We start from the raw sequence: 25,066 nt of genomic DNA on the forward strand, positions 1-25,066 counted from the left end.
GGGTTGGGCCGCCGGCCGTGACCCACCGACCGGCCGTCAGCATCCTTGGCGGGTTACGCCGCATCGCGGCTAACCCGCCCTACGCAGCCGGTCCCGTAGGAACCAGCTGGCTCCTACAGTGCGGAAAACCCCTTCCTCCCCTCAAGGCACCAGCACCGCCGCGCCCTGGAAACGCCCGTGGCGCAGGTCGTCGAGCGCCCGGTTGGCGTCCTCCAGGGCATAGCGGTGGGTCTCCGTGCGGATGCCGGCCTGGGCGGCGACGGCGAAGAAGTCGAGGCCGTCCTGGCGGGTCAGGTTGGCCACCGACACCACTTCGCGCTCCCCCCAGAGGATGGCGTAGGGAAAGCTCGGGATGTCGCTCATGTGGATGCCGGCGCAGACCACCCGGCCGCCCTTGCGCAGCGCGCGCAGGGCCGCCGGCACCAGCTCGCCGGCCGGCGCGTAGAGGATCGCCGCGTCCAGCGGCTCGGGCGGCAGCTGGTCCGAGCCGCCGGCCCAGACCGCGCCGAGCGAGCGGGCGAAGTCCTGGGCGGCGGTATCGCCCGGCCGGCTGAAGGCGTATACCGCGCGGCCCTGCCAGCGCGCCACCTGCATGACGATGTGCGCCGCCGCGCCGAAGCCGTAGAGACCGAGGCGCCTGGCGTCGCCGGCCTTGACCAGCGAGCGCCAGCCGATCAGCCCGGCGCAGAGCAAGGGCGCCAGAGCCACGTCGTCGCCGGCCTCGCCCAGGGCGAAGGCGAAGCGGGCGTCGGCCACCACTCGCTCGGCGTAGCCGCCGGGGCGGGTGTAGCCGGTGAACTGCGGCGCGTCGCAGAGGTTTTCCGCCGCGTGCCGGCAGTACCAGCACTGCCCGCAGGTGTGCCCCAGCCAGGGAATGCCGACCCGCTGGCCGAGCGCGAAACCCTCGACGCCCGGCCCGAGGGCGTCCACCCGGCCGACGATCTCGTGGCCGGGGATCACCGGCGGAGTTACTGCCGGCAGCTCGCCGTCGACCACGTGCAGGTCGGTGCGGCACACCCCGCAGGCACTCACCCGTACGCGCAGCTCGCCCGGCCCCGGCTGCGGATCGGGCAACTCGCGCAGCACCAGGGGTTGGCCGAGCGCTTCGAGCAGCATGGCGCGCATCGTCTTTCTCCTCTCGTCGACGTTGGAAAAGCCCTGCGATCCCGGTACGCCCTGCCGTGGGAGCCCGCTTGCCGGCGATGCTCTGGGCTGGTCGCCAGCAAGCCGGCTCCTACCCCCCTCGGCCGGCCAGCCTCAGGGCTGCCCGACCAGCTGCGGCAGGCGCTCGGCCAGCTTGGCGACGTTCAGCGGGGCGCGGACGAAGCCGCGCTGGGTGCCGTCCGGGCCGAGCAGGGCGAGGTTGCCGCTGTGGTCCACCGTGTAGTCCTCGCGACCGGTATCGCCGGGGATGAAGGGGATGCCGAGGGCGTTGGCCAGTTGCTGGATGTCCGCCAGCTCGCCGGTCAGGCCGAGGTAGGCCGGGTCGAAGAAGGCCAGGTACTGCTTGAGCTGCGCCGGGGTGTCGCGCTGCGGATCGACGCTGACCATCGCCACCCGCAGGCGCTCGCGGGCCGCCGCCGGCAGCCGGTCGTCGAGCTGGCGCAACTGGGCGAGGGTGGTCGGGCAAACGTCCGGGCAGAAGGTGTAGCCGAAGAACACCAGGGTCCACTGGCCGGCCAGGCCGTCCACCCGGACGGCCTGGCCGTTCTGGTCGGTGAGGCTGACCGGCGGCAGGCGGCGGGCCTGCGGCAGCAGGACGATGCCGGCCTCCAGCAGTTGCGCCGGGTCGGCCTGGCGCGAGCCGTGCAGCACCTTGGAGAAGGTCAGACCGATCACCGCGGCGATCACGGCGACGAGGATGAGGACGGTCTTCTGGAGACGGGTCATAGGGGCAATCCTGGGCAGGTCAGAGCGTCAACGGCAAATAGTGATCCACCAGCAGGGCGATGAACAGCAGGAACAGGTACTTGATGCTGTATTTGAAGGTGCCGATCGCTGCATGGGGCTTGCTGTCCCGGTACAGCGCCCAGGCCCAGTGCAGGAAGCGCCCGCCGAGGATCAGGGCAGACGCGAGATAGAGCGGGCCGCTCATGTGGATGGCATAGGGCAGGAGGGTCACCGCCAGCAGCGCCAGGGTGTAGAGCAGGATGTGCAGCTTGGTGTAGGCCTCGCCGTGGGTCACCGGCAGCATGGGGATCTCGGCCTTGGCGTATTCGGCCTTGCGATGGATGGCCAGCGCCCAGAAGTGCGGCGGGGTCCAGGTGAAGACGATCAGCACCAGCAGCAGCGGTTCGGCGGACAGCTGGCCGCTCACCGCGACCCAGCCGAGCAGCGGCGGGGCGGCGCCGGCCAGGCCGCCGATGACGATGTTCTGCGGCGTGGCGCGCTTGAGAAAGCCGGTGTAGATCACCGCGTAGCCGAGCAGCGAGGCGAGGGTCAGCCAGGCCGCCAGCGGGTTGGTGAAGGCCAGCAGCAGGGTCATCCCGGCGACGGCCAGCGCCAGCGCGAAGCCCAGCGCCGCGGCCGGCGCGACACGGCCCTCGGCCAGCGGCCGGCGGCGGGTGCGCGCCATCAGCGCGTCGATGCGCCGGTCGACCACATGGTTGACCGCCGCCGCCGCGCCGGCGCAGAGACCGATGCCGAGGTTGCCGAAGACCAGCACCGTCCAGGGCACGCCGGCGCGGGAAGCGAGGAACATGCCGACCAGCGAGGTGATCAGCATCAGCACCACCACCTTGGGCTTGGTCAGCTCCAGGTAGTCGCGCCAGCTGGCCCGGTTGCCGCGGGTGGCGAGTAGGATGGCCATGGTCGTTTCTCCTTGTTGTCGTTCTTGTCCTGCGATGGATCGTTCCCACGCTCCCGCGTGGGAACACAACCCGGACGCTCCGCGTTCCTCACCCCAGGTCTGCAGGCGCGGAGCGTCCTGTCCGGGGCGCCCACGCCGGAGCATGGGCGCCATCGAAATCGCGCACCGGCCGCATGCGCAGCCGGTAGTTGGCCAGCACCAGGCTCAGCAGCAGCAGGGCGGCGCCGCCGTTGTGGGCGACCGCCAACGGCAGCGGCAGCCGCCACAACACGTTGCCGACGCCCAGCCCGACCTGCAGCAGCAGCGCGGTGAGCAGCAGGGCGGCGAACCGGCCGAGGCCGTGGCGCCACAGCCGCCAGGCCAGCGCCACGAGCGTCAGGGCGACGGCCAGGGCGCCGAGGCGGTGGCTCAGGTGGATGGCGGTGCGCGCCGGGCCGTCGAGCATGCCGCCCAGGTAGTTGGGGCCGATCGCCTGGGTCAGGTGGAAGGCGTTGGCGAAGTCCGCTTCTTCCGGCCACCACCGGCCGTGGCAGGTCGGCAGGTCGAGACAGGCCACCGCCGCGTAGTTGCTGCTGACCCAGCCGCCCAGGGCGATCTGCCCGACGACCAGCGCCAGCGCGGCGCCGGCCAGGGCGCGCAGCCCCGGCGCCGGGGAGGGGAGGGCGGGGACGCTGCCGGAGAGGCGCAGGCCGAGCAGAAAGAGCAGGGCGAGGGTGGTCATGCCGCCGAGCAGGTGGGCGACCACCACCTGCGGCCAGAGCTTGAGGGTCACCGTCCACATGCCGAACAGCGCCTGGGCGACCACCACCCCGAGCAGCCCCAGCGGCAGACCGAGCGGCTGTCCGGGGTCCGCCCGGCGGCGCAGCGCCTGCAGCGCCAGGGCAAGGATCAGCAGGCCCAGGCCGCCGGCGCAGTAGCGGTGGATCATCTCGTTCCAGCCCTTCTGCGCCTCCACCGGCGCATCGGGGAAGTGCCGCTCGGCGTGGGCCAGCTGCGCCTCGCCGCTCGGCACGGCGAGAAAGCCGTAGCAGCCCGGCCAGTCCGGGCAGCCGAGCCCGGCGTGGGTCAGCCGGGTGTAGGCACCGAGCAGCACCACCGCGAAGGCCAGCAGGGTGGCGAACAGGGCCAGGCGAAAGCCCGGCTTGCGACGTGTGTCCATGGCGATCTCCCAGTCGTCGAACCGCTTTTTCATCGGCCATCCCCCGCAGAAGCCCGCGTGCTGGCGAGGCTCTTGCGCAGCGACGGATCGCGAGCCCGCTCGCTCCTACCAGGGCGCTCAGCCGATCTTCGACAGCTTGAGCAGCAGCCGCAGGTCCTCCAGCACGCCCTTGCCGTCGGCGCCGGCGTCGTAGCGCAGCACCAGGTTGCCGAGCGGGTCGACGATCCACAGCTGCGCGCCGGACAGTCCCGGCGCGGCCCGTTCGTAGGTCGCGCGCTCCAGGCGGTAGCGGCCGAGCCGCGGGTATTCGCGCTCCAGCCGCTCCGTCTCCGTGGCGCTCGGCGGCTGGCCCACGGCCAGGGCATGGGCGCCGCGATCGGCCTCGCGGCCGAGGCCGATGTTGATCTGCCGGGCCAGGTAGACCAGCTGCCGGCAGTCCGCGGCGCACTCCGCCGGGGCGGTGACCAGCAGCTCCCAGCGCGGCTCGCCGTCTCCGGCCGGCACGACGCCCAGCTCGGCGCGGTGCTGACCGGTGCCGATCAAGGTGCCGTGGTAGGTGCGTCCTTCCGGCACCCAGAAGCGCCAGTGGTACATCGCACCGGCGAGCAGCATGGGGCCGAAGGCCACGGCGAAGAGCGCCAGCAGTTGCAGGCGACCGCGCCGGCGCGGCGGCAGGCATTCAGTCGGGGTGGCGAGTAAGGGCATGACGGGTCTCCCGTGCGCTGTGAATACCGAAGCAGATGAACAGGACGAGCAGGGCAGCGGCCAGGGAGAACCACTGCAGGGCGTAGCCCCGGTGCCGCTCCGGGCCCATGGCGAGCGCCGGCCAGTCCGTCGCGTAGGCCGCAGGACCGGGCTCCAGGCGCAGTTCGACGGGCAGGCCGGCGCGGCCCAGCTCGGTCCAGAAGGCGGCGGCGTCGATCCGGTTGACCAGTCGCGGCCAGCCGGCGCCGGGGCTGTCCCCGAGCAGGAAGGGAGCGCCGGGCGGGCGGTAGACCCAGGCGGTCAGCGCCAGGGGCTCGTCCGGGGTGGCGAAGACCGGCGCCGTGCGGCGGTCGGGCCAGGGCAGCCAGCCGCGGTTGACCAGCAGCCACTGGCCGCCGTCGTCCCGGAAGGGTTGCAGCAGCTCGACGCCGGGTCGGACGTTGCGGGTGCGGTTGTCCAGCAGCAGGCCGTGCTGCGCGTCGAACCGGCCGTGCAGGCGCACCCGCTGGAAGGCCGGCGCACCCGCGGCTTCCAGTTCCGCCAGGGCGAGCGGCGCGGCCTGGCGACGGGCCTCGAACCGGGCGAGCAGGGCGGTCTTCTCCTCGGCCCGCGACAGTTGCCAGAAACCCAGCCAGAGCAACGCCGGCACGAGCAGCGCGACCAGCAGGCTCGGCCCCCAGCCGGGCCGGAAGTGGCGCCGCAACCCTCGGCCAGGCGCTTTCAGCGACGGACTATACTGCACCCCATCCCCCTTACCTCCCGGAGCCATCCATGCTCAAGGCGGCGATTCTCCTGTCGCTCCTGGCGACTGCGGCCAGCCTGTTCGGCGGCCTGTTCTTCCTGGTCCGGGACGCCGGCCACAGCCGCCGGCTGCTGCAGGCGCTGTACCTGCGGGTCGGCCTGGCCGCGCTGACCCTGGCACTGGTCGCCTGGGGCTTCTACAGCGGCCAGTTGGTGTCCCGGGTGACCTGGTAGGGCGGCTGCAGCCCGCCAGGCGTGGCACAGGCCTGCACCGGAATCGGCGGGTTTCACCCGCCCTACGGTTTCGTAGGGTGGAAAGCCGCACCCGCGTTTTCCACCGAAGTGCCTACAGTGCAACCCGCCAGGCGTGGCAGGGGCCTGCACCGGAGTCGGCGGGTTTCACCCGCCCTACGGCTATCCCATCCCCTGTTCACAGCACGTAGACGAAGACGAACAGCCCGATCCACACCACGTCGACGAAGTGCCAGTACCAGCTCGCCGCCTCGAAGCCGAAGTGTTCCTCGGGGGTGAAGTGGCCGAGCAGCACGCGCACCAGCATCACCGCAAGAATGATCGAGCCGAGGGTCACGTGGGCGCCGTGGAAGCCGGTGAGCAGGAAGAAGGTAGCGCCGTAGACGCCCGAACCGAGGGTCAGCCCCAGTTCGTGGTAGGCGTGCCCGTACTCCTCGGCCTGCAGGATCAGAAAGCACACCCCGAGCAGGATGGTCAGCGCCAGCCAGCCCTTCAGGCGCGAGCGGTTGCCGTCCTTGAGGGCGTGGTGGGCGAAGGTCACGGTGAAGCTGGAGGACACCAGCAGCACGGTGTTGAGCAGCGGCAGCGACCAGGCACTGATGGTCCCGGCAGGCGGCGGGAACAGCTTGGGATCGGGATTGGCCAGCAGCGGCCAGGCGAAGGCGAAGTCCGGCCAGAGCAGGTGGCTGACGCCCTTGTCGCCCTCGCCGGCGAGCCAGGGGCCGGCGAAGGTACGCACGTAGAAGAGCGCACCGAAGAAGGCCAGGAAGAACATCACCTCGGAGAAGATGAACCAGCTCATGCCCCAGCGGAACGAGCGGTCCATCTGCGCGCTGTAGAGTCCGGCGCGGTTCTCGCGGATGACGTTGCCGAACCAGCCGAACAGCATCCAGGCCAGCAGCAGGGCGCCGACGAAGAGGATCAGCGGGCCGCTCAGGCTGTCGCGGCCGGCCTTGAGGTCGTTGAACCAGCTGCCAAGGCCGTAGAAGGTGGTCAGCAGGCCGAGGCTGGCGACGATCGGCCACTTGCTCTGGGCGGGGACGTAATACTGCTCGTGGGTCGACATGGGTGTTCTCCTTATTGGGCGCCGCGGGCCACCGGCCCCTGGCGCTCCGTGACGTCGAACAGCGTGTAGCCGAGGGTCAGGTGGTGCACGTCGGCCGGCAGGTCGCGGTCGACGATGAAGCGCACCGGCATCTCGATGCGCTCGCCCGGCTGCAGGACCTGCTGGGTGAAGCAGAAGCACTCGGTCTTGTGGAACCAGGCCGCCGCCCGGGCCGGCGCGATGCTGGGGATGGCCTGGGCGGTCATCGGCACGCCGCTGGGGTTGTAGGCGACGAACAGCATCTGGCTGCTGGCGCCGGGGTGCACCTCCAGCTCGTCCTGCTCGGGGCGGAATTCCCAGCTCATGCCGGCGGCGTTGCTGGCGAGGAACTGCACCCGCACCTGGCGCGACGCGTCCACCGCCTGCGCGCCCTGCCAGGCGCCGGCGGTCTTGCCGTTGATGCCGAAGGCCTGGCACATCACGTCGTACAGCGGCACCAGGGCGAAGCCGAAGGCGAACATCGCCACCACCACCAGCAGCAGGCGGCGGATCAGCCGGGCAGTGGGCAGGTCGGCGCTCATGGCGCCTCCCGACGGGGCATGGGCAGGCGCGCCATCACTCGACCTCCGGCGGGGTGCTGAAGGTGTGGTACGGGGCAGGGGAGGGCACCGACCACTCCAGGCCATGGGCGCCGTCCCAGGGCTTGGCCGGGGCCGGCTCGCCGCCGCGGATGCACTTGACGACGATGTAGAGGAACAGCAGCTGGGTGGCACCGAACAGGAAGGCGCCGAGGCTGGAGACCCGGTTGAAGTCGGCGAACATCAGGTTGTAGTCGGGAATCCGCCGCGGCATGCCGGCCAGCCCGACGAAGTGCATGGGGAAGAAGGCCAGGTTCATGCCGACGAAGGACAGCCAGAAGTGCAGCTTGGCCAGGCGCTCGTCGTACATATGGCCGGTCCACTTGGGCAGCCAGTAGTAGGCCGAGGCGAAGATGCCGAAGATCGCCCCCGGCACCAGCACGTAGTGGAAGTGCGCCACCACGAAGTAGGTGTCGTGGTACTGGAAGTCCGCCGGGGCGATGGCCAGCATCAGCCCGGAGAAGCCGCCGATGGTGAAGAGGATGACGAAGGCCACGGCGAACAGCATCGGCGCCTCGAAGGTCAGCGAGCCGCGCCACATGGTGCTGACCCAGTTGAACACCTTCACCCCGGTGGGCACGGCGATCAGCATGGTGGCGTACATGAAGAACAGTTCGCCGGCCACCGGGATGCCGACCACGAACATGTGGTGCGCCCAGACGATGAACGACAGGAAGGCGATGGCGCCGGTGGCGTAGACCATCGAGGTGTAGCCGAATAGCGGCTTGCGGCTGAAGGTCGGGATGATCGCGCTGACCGCGCCGAAGGCGGGCAGGATCATGATGTACACCTCGGGGTGGCCGAAGAACCAGAAGACGTGCTGGAAGAGCACCGGATCGCCGCCGCCGGCGGCGCTGAAGAAGCTGGTGCCGAAGTGGATGTCCATCAGCATCATGGTCACCACCCCGGCCAGCACCGGCATCACCGCGATCAAGAGGAAGGCGGTGATCAGCCAGGTCCAGACGAACAACGGCATCTTCATCAGGGTCATCCCCGGCGCGCGCAGGTTGAGCACGGTGGCGATCACGTTGATCGCACCCATGATCGAGCTGATGCCCATCAGGTGGATGGCGAAGATGAAGAAGGTCACGCTCTGCGGCGCGTAGGTGGTGGACAGCGGCGCATAGAAGGTCCAGCCGAAGTTCGGCCCGCCGCCCTCCATGAACAGGGTGCTGACCAAAAGGCCGAAGGCCGCCGGCAAGAGCCAGAAGCTGAAGTTGTTCATCCGCGGCAGGGCCATGTCCGGCGCGCCGATCATCAGCGGGATCATCCAGTTGGCCAGGCCGACGAAGGCCGGCATCACCGCGCCGAAGACCATGATCAGGCCGTGCATGGTGGTCATCTGGTTGAAGAACGCCGGCTCGACGATCTGCAGCCCCGGCTGGAACAGCTCGGCGCGGATCACCATGGCGAAGGAGCCGCCGAGGAGGAAGGCGCAGAAGCTGAACCACAGGTACAGGGTGCCGATGTCCTTGTGGTTGGTGGTCAGCACCCAGCGCATCAGCCCCGGGGCCGGGCCGTGCGGATGGTCGCCATGTCCATGATCGATCACTGCGCTCATCGTGGCCTCTCCTCTATTGGGGCTGGGGTTGGGGTTGGCCGGGCTGCATGCCCTGGCCGGCTTCTGCGGCCTGCTTGAAGGCGAGAATGTCCTGCGGGGTGACCATGTCGCCGAGGGCGTTGCCGAAGGCGTTGCGCTCGTAGCTGATCACCGCGGCCAGGTCGACCTCGGAGAGCTGCTTGCCGAAGGCGGCCATGGCGGTGCCCGGCTTGCCGTTGACGACCCGCTCGATGTGGCCTTCCTTCGGTCCGGTGGCGATCTTCGAGCCCTTGAGGGCCGGGAACACCGGCGGCAGCCCCTCGCCGGTCGGCTGGTGGCAGGCCGCGCAGGCGGTCTTGTAGACCTGCTCGCCGTGGGCGACCAGTTCCTCGAGAGTCCAGACCTTGCCGGCCTGCGCCTTGCTCTCGGCGGCAGCGGCCTTCTTGCCGGCCAGCCAGGCGGCGTAGTCGGCGGGGGCCTTGACCTCCACCACGATCGGCATGAAACCGTGGTCCTTGCCGCACAGCTCGGTGCACTGGCCGCGGTAGAGACCGGGCTCGGGGGCGCGGGTCCAGGCCTCGTTGATGAAGCCGGGGATCGCGTCCTTCTTCACCGCCAGCTCCGGCACCCACCAGGAGTGGATGACGTCCGCCGCGCCGACCAGGAAGCGCACCTTGGCGCCGGCCGGGATCACCAGCGGCTGGTCGACCTCCAGCAGGTAGTGGTCGCCCTTGGGCGCCCGGTTGCCGATCGCCTCGCGGTCGGTGGCCAGGTTGCTGAAGAACTCCACGTCCTCGCCCAGGTACTTGTAGTGCCACTTCCACTGGTGGCCGGTGATCTGGATGTCGAGGTCGGGATCGGAGGGGTCGTAGATGTGCAGCAGGGTGCGGGTCGCCGGGACGGCCATGGCGATCAGGATCACCAGCGGGACCACCGTCCACAGCAGCTCGACCCTGGTGTTCTCGTGGAAGTGGGCGGGCTGCGGGTGCCGCGAGCGGCGATGGGCGAACATCGACCAGAACATCGCGCCGAACACCAGCACACCGATGACCACACAGATCCAGAAGATGGTCATGTGCAGATCGAAGACGGAGCGGCTGACTTCCGTGACCCCCTGCCGCATGTTCACATCCCAGGCGGCCTGTGCCTGGGACAGGGCCGAGCACGCCAGAAGACCCATCCCGAGTCGTGGATGTCGCATCATTGCGGGTTCCCCTTGTCGTTCTTGTCATCCCGCTGGAAAACCGTCGACCGAGGGCGCTGCTGGCCAGAACTGCCGGCCTGGACGGGCCGCCGGAAACCGCCGGGCAACCGCCTGCGCTCCCTTTCCCGCGACCCGCTACCGCAGAACCCCGGTCTGCGGCGCAGTCGGGCTTCACTCCGGTAAGCGTGTTTCGAGTCGAGTATAGACAGCGCCGGCACAGCGAGAGCTTTTTGCGTCCGCGGCCGTCCGGGGCGGCGTTCGGCGGCGAATCACGGCGATTTGCCAATAGCGGCGAGCAGTACGGACGTCTAAGCTAGGCAGACATTTTTCCAGCTGCGTGGCCAGGGAGGCTGCACCACCGCGAGTCCAAGGAGTCCGCCCGTGAATATTCCCGCCTTGCGCCAGCTGATCGAGCGCGCCCGCCAGCACGAAGCCCGTCACGGCACGCTCGCCCGCCAGCTGGAATCCCGAATGCAACACCTGCACCCCGCCATCTGCCTGCCCGACGGGGACAGCCTGGGGGTGCTTACCCACTTCGTCGAGGGTTATCTGGAGCAGGTGCCGGAACTGCTCGAAGCCGCCCACGCGGTCGCCTGCGAGACGGGCATCGAGGCACAGATCGGCCCGGTGCTGAAGGTCGCCGAGCACTTCTTCCTCAGCCCACCGGACCTCGTGGAGGGGCAGGAAGGCCTCGCCGGCCTGCTCGACGAGGCCTACCTGGCGCATCGCCTGGTCGAGGAAATCAACGACCGCTACATCGCCTTCCTCGGCCAGCCGCTGATTCCCCTGGATACCACGGTGGCCAACCTGGTCGCCCACCGGCTGATCGGCGAATCCTTCGCCAACCAGCTCGACGAGGCCGTGCAGCTGGCCGTCAACGGCCTGCTCGGCAACACGCTGCTCGAGCAGGTGTCCCTGGAGTCCTCCCGCAACCGCCTGAACAGCCCGACGACCGTCGCCGCCTGGCAGGCCTGGCCGTGCCTGTCGCGGCAGTTCGGGGTGGAATTGCAGCTGAGCCGGGCGGACGGGTAGGGCGGGTGCAACCCGCCGGACGTGGCAAGGGCCTGCACCGAAAGCGGCGGGGTTCACCCGCCCTACGGTCTCCCACGAGGGCAGGCGCAGCCCCTCAGGCCGCGCTGCCGATGCCCACCGTAGTACGCACCCGGCCTTCCAGACGGCGCTTCACCGCGCGGGCTTCGAGCACCAGCTCGGAGCCGGTGGCCGCGCTGGCGGCACGCCACTCGTCGAGCAGCTCCATGCAGGCGTGGTCGATGTAGTTGAGGTGCTCGAGCGGCACGTGCAACTGGGTACCCGGACGCACCGAGGCCAGCACGCGGGACAGTTCCGGCACCTTGAGGAAGGTCGCCGAGCCGACCATGCGCAGTTCCGCGCTGCGCCCGTCCTCGTCGTAGACCAGGCTGATCTTCAGCCGCGAGGCGCGCCAGGCGAGCTTGGCCAGGGTCAGGGCGAAACCGATCATCACCCCGGTCAACAGGTCGGTGAAGACGATCGCCAGCGCCGTGGCGCCGTAGACGAACATCGGCATCCGGCCGTAGCGGCCCAGGCCGCGCAGGGCCTTGAGGTCGACCAGCTTGACCCCTGTGTAGACCAGCACCCCGGCCAGGCTGGCCACCGGAATGCTCTGCAGCACCGCGGTCAGCAGCAGGACGAAGGCCAGCAGCCAGAGGCCGTGGAGGATCGCGGACATCCGGGTGACGGCGCCGGCCTGCACGTTGGCCGAGCTGCGCACGATCACCCCGGTCATCGGCAGGGCGCCGAGCAGGCCGCAGAGCAGGTTGCCGACGCCCTGGGAGGTCAGCTCGCGGTCGAAGTCGGCGCGCGGGCCCTGGTGCATGCGGTCCACCGCGGCGGCGGAGAGCAGGGTCTCGGCGCTGGCGATGAAGGCCAGGGTCAGCGCCGCGATCAAGAGGGTCGGGTCGGTCAGCAGATGCAGCAGGTCGGCCGGCTGCACCCAATCGATGGCATCGCCCAGGTTGGCCGGCACCTCGACCCGCCGCACGTCCATCGACAGGGCCAGGCTGACCAGGGTCGCCAGGCTCACGCCGATCAGCGCGCCGGGCAGAAAGCGCAGCCTGGCCGGCTTGCGCTTGTCCCACAGCCACATGCTGCCGATGGTCATGAGGCCGAGCAGCCCGGCGCCCCAGCCGTCGCCGGCGCCGAACGGCAGGGCATCGACCAGCGCCGCCGGGAAGGCCTGCAGGTTGTTCAGCCCGGAGGCCTGCGGCGAGGCGTCGAGCATCACGTGCAGTTGCGACAGGATGATCAGGATGCCGATCCCCGCCAGCATGCCGTAGACCACTGCCGGCGCGGTGACGCGGAACCAGCAGCCCAGGCGCAGGCGCCCGGCGAGCAGCTGGATCAGGCCGGCGACCAGGAGGATCGGCCCGAGCATGGCGATGCCGTGCTGGCGCACCAGCTCGAAGACCAGCACCGCGAGGCCCGCGGCCGGGCCACTGACCTGCAGCGGCGCGCCGGCCAGGGCGCCGACCACCAGTCCGCCGATGATGCCGGTGATCAGGCCCTTGGCCGGCGGCATGCCGGAGGCGATGGCGACGCCCATGCACAGCGGCAGGGCGACCAGGAAGACCACCACGGAGGCCATCGCGTCCCGTGGCAGGGTGGATTTCAGGGTTTCAAGGTTCATGGGGGCTCCTTCCGGGTAAAAGGCGGGACATGACTCGCCCGCGGCGCGGGGCGACGGCCCAGCACCGGGGAGCGGACGAGATAAAAAACGAGGCCGATCGGCAAAGATCGGCCCGGCGGACGTGCGGCGGCGCTAGCGCTGGTGGAAGCGCGGGCGCGGGGTAGCCATGGGCACGGGACCTTCGCCGTCCAGGAGGCGGAAGCCACCCTGCTCGGCATCGTAGGCCTTGATCTCGGAGGTCTCGATGGAATAGACCCAGCCGTGGATGAACAGCTGGCCGCTGGCCAGGCGCGCCGCCACCGAGGGATGGGTGCGCAGGTGGTCGAGCTGGGCGACCACGTTCTCCTCGGTGAGCACCTCCAGCGGCTCGCGGCCGGCGCAGCTGCAGCGGTTCTCCTGCATCACGATCTTGGCCACCTCGGCATGGCGCAGCCAGGCCTTGACGGTGGGCATGCTCTCCATGCTCGGCGGGTCCATCACCGCCTTCATCGCGCCGCAGTCGGAATGGCCGCAGACGATGATGTGGTGCACGCCGAGCGCGGCCACCGCGTATTCGATGGCGGTGGAGACGCCGCCGTTGATCTGTCCGTAGGGCGGCACCACGTTGCCGACGTTACGGGTGACGAACAGGTCGCCGGGGGAACTCTGGGTGATCAGCTCGGGGACGATGCGCGAGTCGGCGCAGGTGATGAACATCGCCCGCGGGCGCTGGGCGCTGGCCAGGGCGCGGTAGAACTCCTTCTGCTGGGGAAAGATCTCGGTGCGGAAGCGGTGGAAGCCCTCGACGATGTTCTTCAGCGCCACCTCGGCGTTTTCGGACTCGGTGCGGGCCTCGGTCGTTCCCTGCGACGGGCTCTGTCCGGAGATGCAACGGTTCATGGCATAACCTCCCTGGGTAGCGGAAAAGTAGCAAGGCTGGGTTGCGCCCCTGCTGTGACGAGCCGGAACGACGGGTTCGGCACAGGGCGGGCGCGGGACACTCGGGGTGCCTTCGATTAAATAAGTCTGACCCCTTCGGCTTAAATAAAACTGAAGGGGTAGCGCTCATAACTTAAGTGAAACTGAATAGTCGGCTACACAACTTAAATGAAACCGAATGCAACGAACGGCACGGCCTTCGCCCGTTGCGACGGTCGCCTGCCCGACTCATGGCGCTTGGCCACAATCCCGACCGGCCGGGCCTTCCACGGCGACGGGCGAGGGCCGGGAAGGATTTTCCTGCCGAGTGCAGGCCGGGGCGAACGGCTCGGGGGACTTACATTTTTTTACACATGAGCAATGTTCGGTATTCCTACCGTGCCCGCCGACTTACATCTTTCCTTACAGAACGACTTTCGACGAATGCCGAACAAGAATAAATGGAAGTTCGCGGGAAGTTATTTCCTGCCCGGCGGCACCGGGCGGGAAAACTAATCGGCCAGCCGGCGCACGCGCTGGCCGGCGAAGTCGGCCTCGGGCGCCTCGGCGAAGCCGACGCGGCCCTGGCGGGCCAGCTCGCGCAGGCGCCAGGCGAGGAACAGGTCGGTGGCGAAGAAGCCGCTGCAGCAGCGCATCGCCTGGGACAGCAGCGGTGGCAGCGGCTGCCAGTCGCGGCTGCACAGGCACAGCAGCATGCCGTCGACCAGCCGGTAGTCCTCGGAATGGAAGACTCCGTCCCGCCAGCGGCGCACCCCGCCGTTTTCCGCCACCGCCCGGCGCCACTGCCCGGCCAGTTCGGCACGGCGCTCGGCGGAGAGCGGCCGGGCCTGGCGCTGGCAGTCGCGCAGCTGCTGCGGCGAACACAGGGCGACCGCGCGGCGCCGGCGTACCCCGCTGTCGCCCGTACCGCAGGCGATTTCGCGCAGCTCCAGCGGTGCCTCGCCGAGCAGCGCGGCGAGGCGCGCGAGCAGCAGCTGCTCGGACGCGCTGTCGCCGTGCCAGAGCGTCACCGGCTCGGCCTGGCGAGCCAGGGCGGCCAGCCATTCGGCCTCTTCGGCGAGCTGCACGGCGAAGGCCGGCGGCGGCGAACCGGGCGGCCAGACACCTTCCCAGAAGGCCGCCCGCACCGCGCAGGGCGGCTCGTCGACATCCAGCAGCGGGCCGACCGCCAGGTCGTCGTGCAGGACCTCGATCCGCGCCGCCGCGCCGAGCAGGGGTCGGACGGCCTCGGCCGCGAGGTCGCCGCAGACCAGTTGCCAGCCGTCGCTCATCGTCATCATTCGGGAAAAACTCCGCTGTCGGTCCGGCGATGCGCCCGGCCGGCGCCCGCAAAGGGGCATTGTAAGTAGCATTCGGCTCCTCGCCAAAGCGCCGCGCACTTCCGTTGCGCTCGGCCGGCGGCGCCCACCCCGCCGGCCAGTCCGGGATCGCTGGCGTTCCGCTCACGGCTGTCTAGATTCAGAACTCAGCCGGCCGCCGACGCGGCACCGGACAGGAGCGAGCAAGCATGTCGAGCACATCGGATTCAACGGGCCCGGCCCGCCGCAAGCCGGGACGCCAGGCGTCGGCCGAACCGCCCCGCTTCGTCGACGTGACGGAGCAGAAGCGCCTGAACGAGGCCCGCGAAGCCGGCATTCCCTGGAAGAAATGGGGTCCCTACCTGAGCGAGCGGCAATGGGGGACGGTCCGCGAGGACTACAGCGAGGACGGCAACGCCTGGGACTACTTCAGCCACGACCAGGCCCGCTCGCGGGCCTACCGCTGGGGCGAGGACGGGCTCGGCGGGATATCCGACGACCGGCAGCGCCTGTGCTTCGCTCTGGCCCTGTGGAACGAGCGCGACCCGATCCTCAAGGAGCGCCTGTTCGGGCTGACCAACCGCGAGGGCAACCACGGCGAGGACGTCAAGGAGTGCTACTTCTACCTCGACTCGACGCCCACCCACGCGTACATGAAGTACCTCTACAAGTACCCGCAGCGGGCCTACCCCTACAGCGACCTGGTGGACACCAACCGGAGCCGCTCGCGCCAGGAGCCCGAGTACGAGCTGCTCGATACCGGCGTGTTCGACGACAACCGGTATTTCGACGTTTTCCTCGAATACGCCAAGGCGGGTCCCGAGGACATCCTGATCCGCATCGCCGTGCACAACCGCGGGCCCGAGGCCGCGCGGCTGCAACTGTTGCCGAGCCTGTGGTTCCGCAACACCTGGTCGTGGAAGGCAGGCCAGACGAAGCCTGCGCTGCGCGCGGCGGGCGGGGCGATCCATGCCACGCATCCGGAGCTGGGCGACTACCGGCTTTTCTGCGAGGGGACGCCGGAACTGCTGTTCACCGAGAACGAGAGCAACGCCGAGCGCCTGTGGGGCCAGCCGAGCGCCTCGCCCTGGGTCAAGGACGCCTTCCACCGCTACCTGATCGCCGGCGAGGAGGCGGCCGTCAACCCGGAACGAAGCGGCACCAAGGCCGCCGCCCGCTATGTGCTCGAGGTGCCGGCCGGCGGCTGCTCGGTGGTCCACCTGCGGCTGTCCGCCGGCGAGTCCTCGGGCAAGCCGTTCGGCGAAGGCTTCGAGAACGCCTTCGCCGCGCGCCGCGCCGAGGCCAACGAGTTCTACGCGCGAATCGTCCCCGATCCGCTGGACGAGGACGAGCGCCGCGTCCACCGCCAGGCGCTCGCCGGCATGCTCTGGTCGAAGCAGTACTACCTGTTCGACGTGGACACCTGGCTCAAGGAGCACCAGGCGCATCCGCTGGCCGGCGGCACGCGGCAGGTGCGCAACGCCGAGTGGTTCCACATGTTCAACGGCGACGTCATCTCCATGCCAGACAAGTGGGAATACCCCTGGTACGCCGCCAGGGACCTGGCCTTCCACACCCTGTCCCTGGCGCTGGTCGACTTCGACTTCGCCAAGGAACAGCTGGCGCTGATGCTCAAGAGCCTCTACTGCCACCCGAACGGACAGATCCCGGCCTACGAATGGAACTTCGGCGACGTCAACCCGCCCGTCCACGCCTGGGCCGCACTGTATCTTTTCCGGGTGGAGCGGGACCTCGGCCGCGAGGACCTCGACTTCCTCGAGCGCTGCTTCCAGGGCCTGCGGCTCAACTTCAACTGGTGGCTGAACCGCAAGGACCCGCAGGGCCGCAACGTCTTCGCCGGCGGCTTCCTCGGCCTCGACAACATCGGCGTCTTCGACCGCAGCGCGCCGTTGCCCACCGGCGGCACCCTGGAGCAGGCCGACGGCACCGCCTGGATGGCCTTCTACTGCCAGAACATGCTGGAGATGGCGCTGATCCTCGCCGACCGCGATGCGCAGTACGAGGAGTACGCCTTCAACTTCCTCCAGCACTTCATGTGGATCGCCTACGCCATGGACCGCATCGGCGAGCACCACGACGAGATGTGGGACGAGGCGGACGGCTTCTTCTACGACGTGCTGCGCCTGCCCGACGGCTCGGCCATGCGCCTGAAGGTCCGCTCCATGGTCGGGCTGCTGCCGCTGTGCGCCTGCACGACCTTCGAGGCGGACGTTGCCGACCGCCACCCGCGGCTGCTGGAGCTGATCCGGCTGTTCCGCGAACGCCATCCCGAAGTGGTGGCCAAGGTCGCCCCGACGACCGAGGGCTACATCGGCCTGAACGGCCGCCGCCTGCTCTCCCCGCTGTCCCGGGAACGGCTGGTGCGGGTCCTCGGCTACCTGCTCGACGAGAACGAATTCCTCGGTCCCCACGGCATCCGCTCGCTGTCGCGCTACCACCTGGAGCACCCCTTCGCGTTCCGGGTCGGCGATCAGGAGCACCGCGTCGCCTACCTGCCGGCCGAGTCGGACTCGGGGATGTTCGGCGGCAACTCGAACTGGCGGGGGCCGGTGTGGATGCCGGTCAACGCCCTGATCATCCGCGGCCTCTTGAACCTCTACTACTTCTACGGCGACGACCTCACCGTCGAGTGCCCTACCGGCTCCGGCACGCAGATGACGCTCTTCGAGGTGGCCCGGGAGATCTCCCGGCGGCTCGCCGACCTGTTCCTGCGCGACGCCAGCGGGCGCCGTCCGGTCTACGGGAACAGCGCGAAATTCCAGGACGACCCGCACTGGCGCGACCTGATCCTCTTCTACGAATACTTCCACGGCGACACCGGCGCCGGCCTCGGCGCCAGCCACCAGACCGGCTGGACCGGCCTCGTCGCCCGCCTGCTGGACCTGTTCGGGCGCATCCAGGCCAGCGACCTGCTGCTGACGCCACGGGAGCGCATCGCCGAGCGCATGACCCGCGAGCAGGCGGGCGGCAAGGGACAGAAATAGGAGGCCGCCATGCCCACACCCCGCTATCCCGCGCTGCTCCAGCTCAACACCCGGGTCCGCCTGGCCGAGCTGGCCGCCGCGCGGGGCCGTCCGGCGACCCTCGACGACCTCGGCGAGGCGGAACTCGACCGCCTCGCCGCGGACGGCTTCGACCTGCTCTGGCTGCTCGGCGTCTGGCAGACTGGCGAGGCCGCCCGCCGCGTGTCGGCGTCGAATCCCGAGTGGCGGGCCGAATACCGCCGGGTCCTGGCAGACTTCCGGGAATCCGACGTCTGCGGCTCCTGCTTCGCCATCCAGGATTACCGGGTGCATGCCGACTTCGGCGGCGACGCGGCCCTCGCCCGCCTGCGCGAACGCCTGCAGGCGCGCGGCCTGCGCCTGATCCTCGACTTCGTGCCGAACCACCTGGCGCCGGACCATCGCTGGGTCGAGGAACACCCGGAGTTCTTCGTCGCCGGCACGGAGGAGCAACTGGCGGCCGAGCCGCACAACTACCGGCGCCTCGAAACGGTCGGCGGCAGCCGCATCCTCGCCTACGGCCGCGACCCCTACTTCGCCGGCTGGTCCGACACCCTGCAACTGAACTACGGCCAGCCGGCGCTGCAGGAAGCCATGCTCGGCGAGCTGCGGCGGATCGCCGGGCAGTGCGACGGCGTGCGCTGCGACATGGCGATGCTGCTGTTGCCGGAAGTCTTCGCGCGCACCTGGGGCATCGCCGCCGCGCCCTTCTGGCCGCGGGCCAGCGCGGCGATCCACGCCGAGCGGCCGGGCTTCCTGTTCCTCGCCGAGGTCTACTGGGACCTGGAGTGGACGCTGCAGCAGCAGGGCTTCGACTACACCTACGACAAGCGCCTCTACGACCGCCTAGTGGCCGGCCAGGCCGGCCCGGTGCGCGACCACCTGCGCGCCGGGCTCGACTTCCAGGACCGCCTCGCGCGCTTTCTCGAGAACCACGACGAACCGCGCGCCGCCGCCACCTTCGCCGCGGACCGGCACCGCGCGGCCGCCGCGATCACCTTCCTGAGCCCCGGCCTGCGCTTCTTCCACCAGGGGCAGCGCGAGGGCAGAAGGGTGCGCATCCCGCCCCACCTCGCCCGCGGCCCGGCCGAGACGCCGGACGCCGCGCTCGCCGTCTTCTACGACGCCCTGCTCGACTGCCTCAAGGAGCCGGTCATGCGCGACGGTCACTGGCAACTGCTCGACGCCGATCCCGCCTGGGCGGGCAACCCCAGCCACGACGCGCTGATCGTCTTCGCCTGGAGCGGCGCGGACGACCAGCGCCGGCTGGTCGCGGTGAACTACGCCGACCACCCGAGCCAGGGTTACGTCAGGTTGCCGTGGAATGACCTCGCCGGGCGCAGCTGGCGGCTGCGCGACCGGCTGGGTCCCGCGCTCTACGAGCGCGACGGCAGCGACCTCGCCGCCCACGGCCTCTACCTCGACCTGCCGGCCTGGGGCTGCCATGCGTTCGAGGTGCGGGCGGTCTGACGGCGTCGTCCGCAGCTGTGCCGGCCGAGATCGCCCCGACGCTCGAGGGGGAACGCGGCTTGTAGGTCAGGCCTGGCGACGGTAGGGGCGTTTCTCGACCGGCGCGGCAGGACTATTTTTCCACCCACCCGGCAGCGATCAGCCGCTTGACCCAGGCGCCGCGCCGACCGTGGCTCTGCTGCAGGCGATCGAGGCCGAGGCGGAACTCGCGCTCCCGGCCGGCCTGGGCCAGGGCTTCGGACAACGCCCGGAGACTCTGCAGGGCCCGGTCGTAGGCGGCACCCGTGCCGCGCTGCAGGGTTCTGTCGATGTCGGTCCAGACCACATCGGCCTGTTCCGCCAGTTGCGCAAGATGCTGCCGGCGTTCGGCGCGTTGCCGGGCCTCTTCGGCGTCGCGGGCCTGCCGCTCGCGTTCCAGGCGGCGCTGGGCGGCAGCCTGGCGCAGCACGGCGATGTCCGCCACGCGCCGGCGCGTAGGCGCGGCGACGACGGGCTGCCGGCTGCGCTGCCAGTCCAGAAAGCGCCGCCGCGCCTCGCGCTCGGCTTGCGCGCCGCGCCCCTCCAGCAGCAGGCGCAATGCGGCGCGCAGCGTTTCCGGCGTTTGCGCATCCAGCCAGGCGTCCAGGGCCGGCGCCGTTTCGTCGGACGCCGGCAGGGGTTCGCTGGCCCCGGCGGCGGCCGCCAGCCAGTCCGGGTCGATCTGCAGGTATTCGACCAGAGCCTGCTGGGCACCGCTGAGCGTCTGCAGCCCGGCGGGCAACGGCGGCTCCACGGCCGCGTCGTCCAGTTCGCCCCCGCACAGCCGCGCCAGCCAGCCCAGGTAGAGCGGCCGGGTATCGCCGCGCAGCAGTTCGTCGCGCAGCGGCAGCAGGCGGGCCATCCAGTGCTGCGATTCCTCGTCCCAGAAGCGCTCGCAGTCGCCGCTGCCTTCCTCGTCCCAGTCGCTCCAGTCGAGAATCCAGTGCTCGTCCGTGGCGCTGGCCGAGAAGGCGCTGCCGCGTTCGGCGGGCAGGACGAAGGCGTCCAGAACGGCTTGTTCCAGAGTCGCGCGCGGCAGGCGCAGCAACAGGCAGCACGAACCCCAGTTGGCGTAATACACGTGGGCGTCGAAATAGCGCCGCATCCAGTCCAGCGGATCGCCCTTGAGGTCGCCCCAGTGGTATTCGTTGATGAAGCTCGAGGCGGTGATGGTCGCGCGGGTCGAGCGGCTGCGCAGCTCGGCCTGTTGCTGCGGGGTCAGCGGCCTGTCGATGGCCGCGAATTCGTAGTACTGGTATTCGCTCATGGGGATTCCATCGGCCCTCCGCCAGACCGCCGGGGCCTGGGCGACGAGGCGGCGGAAAGGGCGCCGCCTCGTCGATTGCCGCGATTGCTCAGGCGTCGGGCTTCTTCAGCTTCGGATTGGGGAAGAACTGCGCCGCGTGCACCTTGGGTGCGGCGGGGCCGGGAACCGCTGGCGCCGCCTCGCTCTTGTTCACCCGGGTGCCCAACTCCAGAGGCACCGACAGGCCCTCGGCGTTGAGGGTGTCGGCGAAGGAGCAGGTCACGCATTCGCGGTGCGGCACGCCGTCGACGTTCCACATCCGCACGGTGTCCATGGTTTCGCAGGCCGGGCACACGGCGCCGGCGATGAACTGTTTCTTGTGTCCGCTCATGATTTCCTCTCAGGCCGCCGCGCTCAGGCCAAGGTGACGAAGCAGGGCGTCGATCGACGGCTCTCGGCCGCGGAAGTCGACGAACAGCACCAAGGGCTCCTGCGAACCGCCCCGGGCCAGGATCGCCTCGCGGAAAGCGCTGCCGGTGGCGGGGTTTAGCACGCCTTCCTCCTCGAAGCGGGAGAAGGCGTCGGCGGAGAGCACTTCCGCCCACTTGTAGCTGTAGTAACCGGCCGCGTAACCGCCGGCGAAGATGTGCGAGAAGCTGTTGGGGAAGCGGTTGTAGGCCGGCGGACGCATCACCGAAACCTCGTCGCGGATGCTCTCCAGCACCTCGAGCACGCTGCGCCCGTCGCCGTGGTGGATGTGCAGTGCGAAGTCGAACAGCGAGAACTCCAGCTGGCGGACCATGACCATCCCGGACTGGAAGTTCTTCGCCGCCAGCATCTTCTCCTGCAGGTCGGCGGGCAGTACCGCGCCGCTCTCGTAGTGGCCGGAGATCAGCGCCAGGCCTTCCGGCTCCCAGCACCAGTTCTCCATGAACTGGCTGGGCAGCTCCACCGCGTCCCAGGCCACGCCGTTGATCCCCGAGGCGCCGGCGTGCTCGACGCGGGTCAGCAGGTGGTGCAGGCCGTGGCCGAACTCGTGGAACAGGGTGGTCACTTCGTCGTGGGTGAGCAGCGCGGGCTTGCCTTCCACCGCCGGGGTGAAGTTGCACACCAGGTTGGCCACCGGGCTGACCAGCGCTCCGGCGACGTTGCGGCGCTTGTCGCGGGCGCCGTCCATCCAGGCGCCGCCGCGCTTGTTGGCGCGGGCGTAGAGGTCGAAGAAGAAGCGCCCGACGTGCGCGCCGTTCTCGAGGATCTCGAACAGGCGCACGTCCGGGTGCCAGGTGTCGAAGTCCTTGAGTTCGCGGATCTCGATACCGTAGAGGCGCTGGACAATGGCGAACAGCCCGGTGAGCACCTTGTCGATCGGGAAGTAGGCGCGCAGCTGCTCCTGGGAAATGCTGTAGCGCGCCTGGCGCAGCTTCTCGCTGTAGTAGCCGACGTCCCAGCTCTTCGGATCGCTGCAACCCTGCTCGGCGGCGAAGGCGCGCAGCTCGGCCAGGTCCCGCTCGGCGAAGGGCTTGCTGCGCACCGCCAGGTCGCGCAGGAAGTGCAGCACCTGCTCGCCGGACTCGGCCATCTTGGTCGCCAGCGACAGCTCGGCGTAGTTGGGGTAGCCGAGCAACTGGGCCAGTTCCTGGCGCAGGTCGAGGATCTCCGCCATCAGCGGGCCGTTGTCGAACTGCCCGGCGTTCGGCCCCAGCTCGGAGGCGCGGGTGCAGTAGGCGGCGTAGAGCTCCTCGCGCAGGGCGCGGTCGTCGGCGTAGGTCATCACCGCGTAGTAGCTGGGGAACTCCAGGCTGATCAGCCAGCCGTCGAGTTCCTTGGCCCTGGCGGCCTGGGCCATCTGCGCCTTGGCCGAGTCGGTCAGCCCGGCCAGGGCGGCTTCCTCGGTGACATGCTTGGTCCAAGCCTGGGTGGCGTCGAGCAACTGGTTGGAGAAGCGGCTGGTCAGCTCGGAGAGGCGCATCTGGATCGCGCCGTAGCGCTGCTGCTCGGCCTCCGGCAAGTCGATGCCGGACAGGTGGAAGTCGCGCAGGGCGTGTTCGAGGATGGTCTTCTGCGCCACGTCGAAGCCCGCCGCCTCGGGGCTGGCGGCCAAGGCCTTGTAGGCGTCGCAGAGAGCGCGGTTCTGCCCTATCTCGGTCCAGTAGGCGGACAGCTTGGGCAGGCAGGCCTCGTAGGCGCTGCGCAGCTCGGGGCCGTTGCGCACCGCGTTGAGGTGGCTGACCGGACCCCAGGCGCGGCCGAGGCGCTCGCCCAGCTCGTCCAGCGCCAGCACCAGGCCGTTCCAGCTCGGCGTGCCGCCCTGCTCGGCGAGCAGCCGGGCGATGGCTGCGCGGTTGTCGGCGAGGATCTGGTCGACGGCCGGCTCGACGTGCTCGGGGCGAATGGCGGAATAGGGGGGCAGGTCGAAGGCTTGCAGGAGTGGATTGCTGGCAGTCACGGCAGTTGACCCTGAGTCGAGATGGACAATCTCCATGTTAATGAGAAATGCCCGACAACGCAGCTCGGCAAATGGCTAGGGGGGCGATCGAAAGACACGGGATCAGGGCGGCGGGAGCGGGCCCTGCGGCGGCAGCCATGGCCGAAGGTCGAACCGTATATCGGCATGTAGATTGCTTGCGGGTGCTGGTCATGCGTAGAATGAGAATTCATCTTATTTGCATGCCACAGACAAGCGGACGGTAAGCGGCCATGTCGACCCTCGACACGACCTATCGGCAACAGGTAGCGCTCTACTACGCCGAGCACCATGGCTGGATACGCGCCTGGCTGTACCGGAGGCTGGGCAACGCCTGCGACTCCGCCGACCTGGCCCACGAGGTATTCCTGCGCCTGCTGCTCAAGCCGCACCGCTTCGACAGCGACAGCCACGCGCAAGCCTACCTGCGCAGCATGTCCCGCAACGTCTGCGTGGATTTCTGGCGGCGCCGGCAGGTCGAGCAGGCCTGGCTGGAGGTGCTGGCCGGCCGCCCCGAGGCCGTGGCGCCCTCGGAGGAGCACCGGGCCCTGGTGCTGGAAGCCCTGCAGCAGGTGCATGGGATGCTCTCCCGCCTGCCGGAGAAGGTCGCCGAGGCCTTCCTCCTGGCCCAGCTCGAGGGCCTCGGCTACAAGGCCATCGGCGAGCGCCTGGGGGTGTCCGAGCGCACCGTGACCAAGTACATGGCCCAGGCGATGTACCAGTGCCTGCTGCTCGAGGCCGAACTCGATGAAGCGCTCGTCTGACCCCTTGTCCGCACAGAAACCCGACCACGCCAGCTTGCAACAAGCCGCCGAGTGGTACGCCCGGCTGAGCGCCGATCCGCACGACGAAGCCGTCGGCGCGGCCTGGCGGCGCTGGCACGGTCAGAGCGCCGCGCACCGTCAGGCCTGGCAATACGTGGAGCGCGTCAGCCGGCGCTTCGCCGCCTTGCAGGGCGAGGGCGACACGGCCGCGCGGACCCTGCGCGCGGCACGCCGCACGGATACCTCCCGCCGCCAGGCGCTGCGCACCCTGGGCGTGCTGTCGGGGAGCGCCCTGCTCGGCTGGCTCGGCTGGCGTGCCACGCCCCTGCCGCAGCTGCTGATGGCCTGGCAAGCCGACTACCGCACGGCGACCGGGGAAGTGCGCGATTTCGTCCTCGCCGACGGCACCCACCTCTGGCTCAACGGCGCCACGGCTCTGGACGCCGACTACCGGCCCGAGCGGCGGCGCCTGCGCCTGTTCGCCGGGGAAGTGCTGATCGAGACCGCCGCGGAAACTCGGCCCTTCGTCGTCGATACCGAACAGGGCAGCCTGCGGGCGCTGGGTACGCGCTTCAGCGTGACCCAGCAGGACGGCTTCACCCGACTGGCGCTCTTCGAGGGGGCGGTGGAGGTCCGCGCCGTCGACAGCGGCGCCACGCGCATCGTCCGGGCCGGCGAGCAGCTGCGCTTCGACCGGCGGGGAATCGGCACTCGCGAACCGGTGCTGGCGGCCCGCCAGGCCTGGACCCAGGGCATCCTGGTGGCCGGCGACATCCCCCTGGCGGAGTTCGTCGAGGAACTGTCCCGCCACCACCAAGGCTACCTCGGAGTCGCCCCGGAAGTCGCCGGCCTGCGCGTCATGGGCACCTATCCGCTGCACGACAGCGAGCAGGTCCTGGCCATGCTGGAAAGCGCCCTGCCGATCCGCATCCAGCGCCCACTGCCCTGGTGGACGAGCATCGACGCCCGCCAGTGAGCGGTGCCCGTCGCGCCTGCCAGCGGCCTTGCCCTTGCGCGATTGCCGCCCTTTTCGAGGAACGCGGCGCAGCCCCCTCCGCCGTCGACGGCCGTCGCCCGGATAAAACAATAAAAATTCTCATTTTTGCT

22 protein-coding genes are annotated in these 25,066 nt (G+C 69.8%); 6 read left to right on the forward strand and 16 right to left on the reverse strand.

The annotated features are described in order from the left end of the window. Window positions 1-141 precede the first annotated feature (141 nt). From BMY22_RS02250 to BMY22_RS02275, 6 genes are all read right to left on the reverse strand, one after another. The gene (locus BMY22_RS02250; RefSeq protein WP_090619228.1) at window positions 142-1,125 is read right to left on the reverse strand and encodes a zinc-dependent alcohol dehydrogenase family protein; all 984 of its coding nucleotides are present in this window, start codon (window positions 1,123-1,125) and stop codon (window positions 142-144) included. A gap of 132 nt (window positions 1,126-1,257) precedes the next feature. Further along, the gene (locus tag BMY22_RS02255) at window positions 1,258-1,890 is read right to left on the reverse strand and encodes an SCO family protein (RefSeq protein ID WP_090619230.1); all 633 of its coding nucleotides are present in this window, start codon (window positions 1,888-1,890) and stop codon (window positions 1,258-1,260) included. A 19-nt stretch (window positions 1,891-1,909) separates the two neighbouring features. Beyond that, complete coding sequence (gene cyoE / locus BMY22_RS02260) at window positions 1,910-2,809, reverse strand: heme o synthase (RefSeq protein ID WP_090619231.1); 900 nt, start codon at window positions 2,807-2,809, stop codon at window positions 1,910-1,912. A gap of 88 nt (window positions 2,810-2,897) precedes the next feature. After that, the gene (locus tag BMY22_RS02265) at window positions 2,898-3,968 is read right to left on the reverse strand and encodes a COX15/CtaA family protein (protein ID WP_090619392.1); all 1,071 of its coding nucleotides are present in this window, start codon (window positions 3,966-3,968) and stop codon (window positions 2,898-2,900) included. 117 nt (window positions 3,969-4,085) lie between these two features. Further along, window positions 4,086-4,673, reverse strand: coding sequence for a hypothetical protein (locus tag BMY22_RS02270; RefSeq protein ID WP_090619233.1), 588 nt, complete (start codon window positions 4,671-4,673; stop codon window positions 4,086-4,088). Beyond that, window positions 4,648-5,415 (reverse strand): SURF1 family protein, encoded by a 768-nt coding sequence (locus BMY22_RS02275; protein ID WP_090619394.1) that lies wholly within the window; start codon window positions 5,413-5,415, stop codon window positions 4,648-4,650. Before BMY22_RS02275 ends, BMY22_RS02270 begins: the two co-directional genes overlap by 26 nt. A gap of 29 nt (window positions 5,416-5,444) precedes the next feature. Between BMY22_RS02275 and BMY22_RS02280 the strand changes: the two genes are divergently transcribed. Then, a complete protein-coding gene (locus BMY22_RS02280; protein WP_090619234.1) occupies window positions 5,445-5,648 on the forward strand; it encodes a twin transmembrane helix small protein in 204 nt (67 codons plus the stop codon). 196 nt (window positions 5,649-5,844) lie between these two features. Here the strand turns inward: BMY22_RS02280 and BMY22_RS02285 are convergent, their stop codons facing one another. Genes BMY22_RS02285 through coxB form a run of 4 tightly spaced genes read right to left on the reverse strand, consistent with a single transcriptional unit; the run spans window position 5,845 to window position 10,093 of the window. Then, window positions 5,845-6,732, reverse strand: a complete 888-nt coding sequence (locus BMY22_RS02285; protein ID WP_090619236.1) for a cytochrome c oxidase subunit 3 — start codon at window positions 6,730-6,732, stop codon at window positions 5,845-5,847. An 11-nt stretch (window positions 6,733-6,743) separates the two neighbouring features. Continuing rightward, the gene (locus BMY22_RS02290) at window positions 6,744-7,292 is read right to left on the reverse strand and encodes a cytochrome c oxidase assembly protein (RefSeq protein ID WP_090619237.1); all 549 of its coding nucleotides are present in this window, start codon (window positions 7,290-7,292) and stop codon (window positions 6,744-6,746) included. Between the two features lie 34 nt (window positions 7,293-7,326). Then, entirely contained in the window at window positions 7,327-8,910 is a 1,584-nt protein-coding gene (gene ctaD, locus BMY22_RS02295; RefSeq protein ID WP_090619238.1) for a cytochrome c oxidase subunit I, read from the reverse strand. A 13-nt stretch (window positions 8,911-8,923) separates the two neighbouring features. Continuing rightward, the gene (gene coxB, locus BMY22_RS02300; protein WP_090619240.1) at window positions 8,924-10,093 is read right to left on the reverse strand and encodes a cytochrome c oxidase subunit II; all 1,170 of its coding nucleotides are present in this window, start codon (window positions 10,091-10,093) and stop codon (window positions 8,924-8,926) included. Between the two features lie 381 nt (window positions 10,094-10,474). On the opposite strand from coxB, the gene BMY22_RS02310 reads away from it, so the two are divergent. Next, complete coding sequence (locus tag BMY22_RS02310; protein ID WP_090619242.1) at window positions 10,475-11,125, forward strand: hypothetical protein; 651 nt, start codon at window positions 10,475-10,477, stop codon at window positions 11,123-11,125. 94 nt (window positions 11,126-11,219) lie between these two features. Here the strand turns inward: BMY22_RS02310 and BMY22_RS02315 are convergent, their stop codons facing one another. The 3 genes from BMY22_RS02315 to BMY22_RS02325 form a co-directional block, all read right to left on the reverse strand. After that, the gene (locus BMY22_RS02315) at window positions 11,220-12,758 is read right to left on the reverse strand and encodes a SulP family inorganic anion transporter (RefSeq protein ID WP_090619243.1); all 1,539 of its coding nucleotides are present in this window, start codon (window positions 12,756-12,758) and stop codon (window positions 11,220-11,222) included. 132 nt (window positions 12,759-12,890) lie between these two features. Beyond that, a complete protein-coding gene (locus tag BMY22_RS02320) occupies window positions 12,891-13,637 on the reverse strand; it encodes a carbonic anhydrase (RefSeq protein WP_090619245.1) in 747 nt (248 codons plus the stop codon). Window positions 13,638-14,167: 530 nt separating this feature from the next. Further along, a complete protein-coding gene (locus BMY22_RS02325) occupies window positions 14,168-14,956 on the reverse strand; it encodes a DUF3658 domain-containing protein (protein WP_244158776.1) in 789 nt (262 codons plus the stop codon). A 227-nt stretch (window positions 14,957-15,183) separates the two neighbouring features. Here BMY22_RS02325 and BMY22_RS02330 point away from each other — a divergent pair, with 227 nt between their 5' ends. Continuing rightward, window positions 15,184-17,979, forward strand: coding sequence for an MGH1-like glycoside hydrolase domain-containing protein (locus BMY22_RS02330; protein WP_208599213.1), 2,796 nt, complete (start codon window positions 15,184-15,186; stop codon window positions 17,977-17,979). A gap of 9 nt (window positions 17,980-17,988) precedes the next feature. Beyond that, complete coding sequence (locus BMY22_RS02335; RefSeq protein ID WP_090619246.1) at window positions 17,989-19,467, forward strand: alpha-amylase family glycosyl hydrolase; 1,479 nt, start codon at window positions 17,989-17,991, stop codon at window positions 19,465-19,467. Window positions 19,468-19,579: 112 nt separating this feature from the next. Here BMY22_RS02335 and BMY22_RS02340 read toward each other — a convergent pair whose 3' ends face one another. From BMY22_RS02340 to prlC, 3 genes are all read right to left on the reverse strand, one after another. Beyond that, a complete protein-coding gene (locus BMY22_RS02340) occupies window positions 19,580-20,752 on the reverse strand; it encodes a hypothetical protein (protein ID WP_090619248.1) in 1,173 nt (390 codons plus the stop codon). Window positions 20,753-20,840: 88 nt separating this feature from the next. Beyond that, on the reverse strand, window positions 20,841-21,122 hold the full coding sequence (locus tag BMY22_RS02345; protein ID WP_090619249.1) for a YheV family putative zinc ribbon protein: 282 nt from the start codon (window positions 21,120-21,122) through the stop codon (window positions 20,841-20,843). Between the two features lie 9 nt (window positions 21,123-21,131). Beyond that, window positions 21,132-23,213 carry an oligopeptidase A gene (prlC, locus tag BMY22_RS02350; RefSeq protein ID WP_090619250.1) on the reverse strand — a complete coding sequence of 694 codons (2,082 nt, stop codon included), beginning with the start codon at window positions 23,211-23,213 and terminating at the stop codon, window positions 21,132-21,134. Between the two features lie 215 nt (window positions 23,214-23,428). Between prlC and BMY22_RS02355 the strand changes: the two genes are divergently transcribed. Both BMY22_RS02355 and BMY22_RS02360 read left to right on the forward strand, forming a co-directional pair. Continuing rightward, a complete protein-coding gene (locus BMY22_RS02355) occupies window positions 23,429-23,959 on the forward strand; it encodes a sigma-70 family RNA polymerase sigma factor (RefSeq protein WP_090619251.1) in 531 nt (176 codons plus the stop codon). Beyond that, window positions 23,943-24,935 carry a FecR domain-containing protein gene (locus tag BMY22_RS02360; RefSeq protein ID WP_244158778.1) on the forward strand — a complete coding sequence of 331 codons (993 nt, stop codon included), beginning with the start codon at window positions 23,943-23,945 and terminating at the stop codon, window positions 24,933-24,935. The genes BMY22_RS02355 and BMY22_RS02360 overlap by 17 nt, the downstream gene beginning before the upstream one ends. Window positions 24,936-25,066: the final 131 nt, after the last annotated feature.

The sequence above is a fragment of the Azotobacter beijerinckii genome (assembly GCF_900110885.1).
Taxonomy (GTDB): Bacteria; Pseudomonadota; Gammaproteobacteria; order Pseudomonadales; family Pseudomonadaceae; genus Azotobacter; species Azotobacter beijerinckii.

Coding starts and splice junctions, on each gene's coding strand:
- BMY22_RS02250 (WP_090619228.1), bottom strand. CDS start 1,125: ATGCGCGCCATGCTGCTCGAAGCGCTCGGCCAACCCCTGGTGCTGCGC.
- BMY22_RS02255 (WP_090619230.1), bottom strand. CDS start 1,890: ATGACCCGTCTCCAGAAGACCGTCCTCATCCTCGTCGCCGTGATCGCC.
- cyoE (WP_090619231.1), bottom strand. CDS start 2,809: ATGGCCATCCTACTCGCCACCCGCGGCAACCGGGCCAGCTGGCGCGAC.
- BMY22_RS02265 (WP_090619392.1), bottom strand. CDS start 3,968: ATGGACACACGTCGCAAGCCGGGCTTTCGCCTGGCCCTGTTCGCCACC.
- BMY22_RS02270 (WP_090619233.1), bottom strand. CDS start 4,673: ATGCCCTTACTCGCCACCCCGACTGAATGCCTGCCGCCGCGCCGGCGC.
- BMY22_RS02280 (WP_090619234.1), top strand. CDS start 5,445: ATGCTCAAGGCGGCGATTCTCCTGTCGCTCCTGGCGACTGCGGCCAGC.
- BMY22_RS02285 (WP_090619236.1), bottom strand. CDS start 6,732: ATGTCGACCCACGAGCAGTATTACGTCCCCGCCCAGAGCAAGTGGCCG.
- BMY22_RS02290 (WP_090619237.1), bottom strand. CDS start 7,292: ATGAGCGCCGACCTGCCCACTGCCCGGCTGATCCGCCGCCTGCTGCTG.
- ctaD (WP_090619238.1), bottom strand. CDS start 8,910: ATGAGCGCAGTGATCGATCATGGACATGGCGACCATCCGCACGGCCCG.
- coxB (WP_090619240.1), bottom strand. CDS start 10,093: ATGATGCGACATCCACGACTCGGGATGGGTCTTCTGGCGTGCTCGGCC.
- BMY22_RS02315 (WP_090619243.1), bottom strand. CDS start 12,758: ATGAACCTTGAAACCCTGAAATCCACCCTGCCACGGGACGCGATGGCC.
- BMY22_RS02320 (WP_090619245.1), bottom strand. CDS start 13,637: ATGAACCGTTGCATCTCCGGACAGAGCCCGTCGCAGGGAACGACCGAG.
- BMY22_RS02325 (WP_244158776.1), bottom strand. CDS start 14,956: ATGATGACGATGAGCGACGGCTGGCAACTGGTCTGCGGCGACCTCGCG.
- BMY22_RS02330 (WP_208599213.1), top strand. CDS start 15,184: ATGTCGAGCACATCGGATTCAACGGGCCCGGCCCGCCGCAAGCCGGGA.
- BMY22_RS02335 (WP_090619246.1), top strand. CDS start 17,989: ATGCCCACACCCCGCTATCCCGCGCTGCTCCAGCTCAACACCCGGGTC.
- BMY22_RS02340 (WP_090619248.1), bottom strand. CDS start 20,752: ATGAGCGAATACCAGTACTACGAATTCGCGGCCATCGACAGGCCGCTG.
- BMY22_RS02345 (WP_090619249.1), bottom strand. CDS start 21,122: ATGAGCGGACACAAGAAACAGTTCATCGCCGGCGCCGTGTGCCCGGCC.
- prlC (WP_090619250.1), bottom strand. CDS start 23,213: ATGGAGATTGTCCATCTCGACTCAGGGTCAACTGCCGTGACTGCCAGC.
- BMY22_RS02355 (WP_090619251.1), top strand. CDS start 23,429: ATGTCGACCCTCGACACGACCTATCGGCAACAGGTAGCGCTCTACTAC.
- BMY22_RS02360 (WP_244158778.1), top strand. CDS start 23,943: ATGAAGCGCTCGTCTGACCCCTTGTCCGCACAGAAACCCGACCACGCC.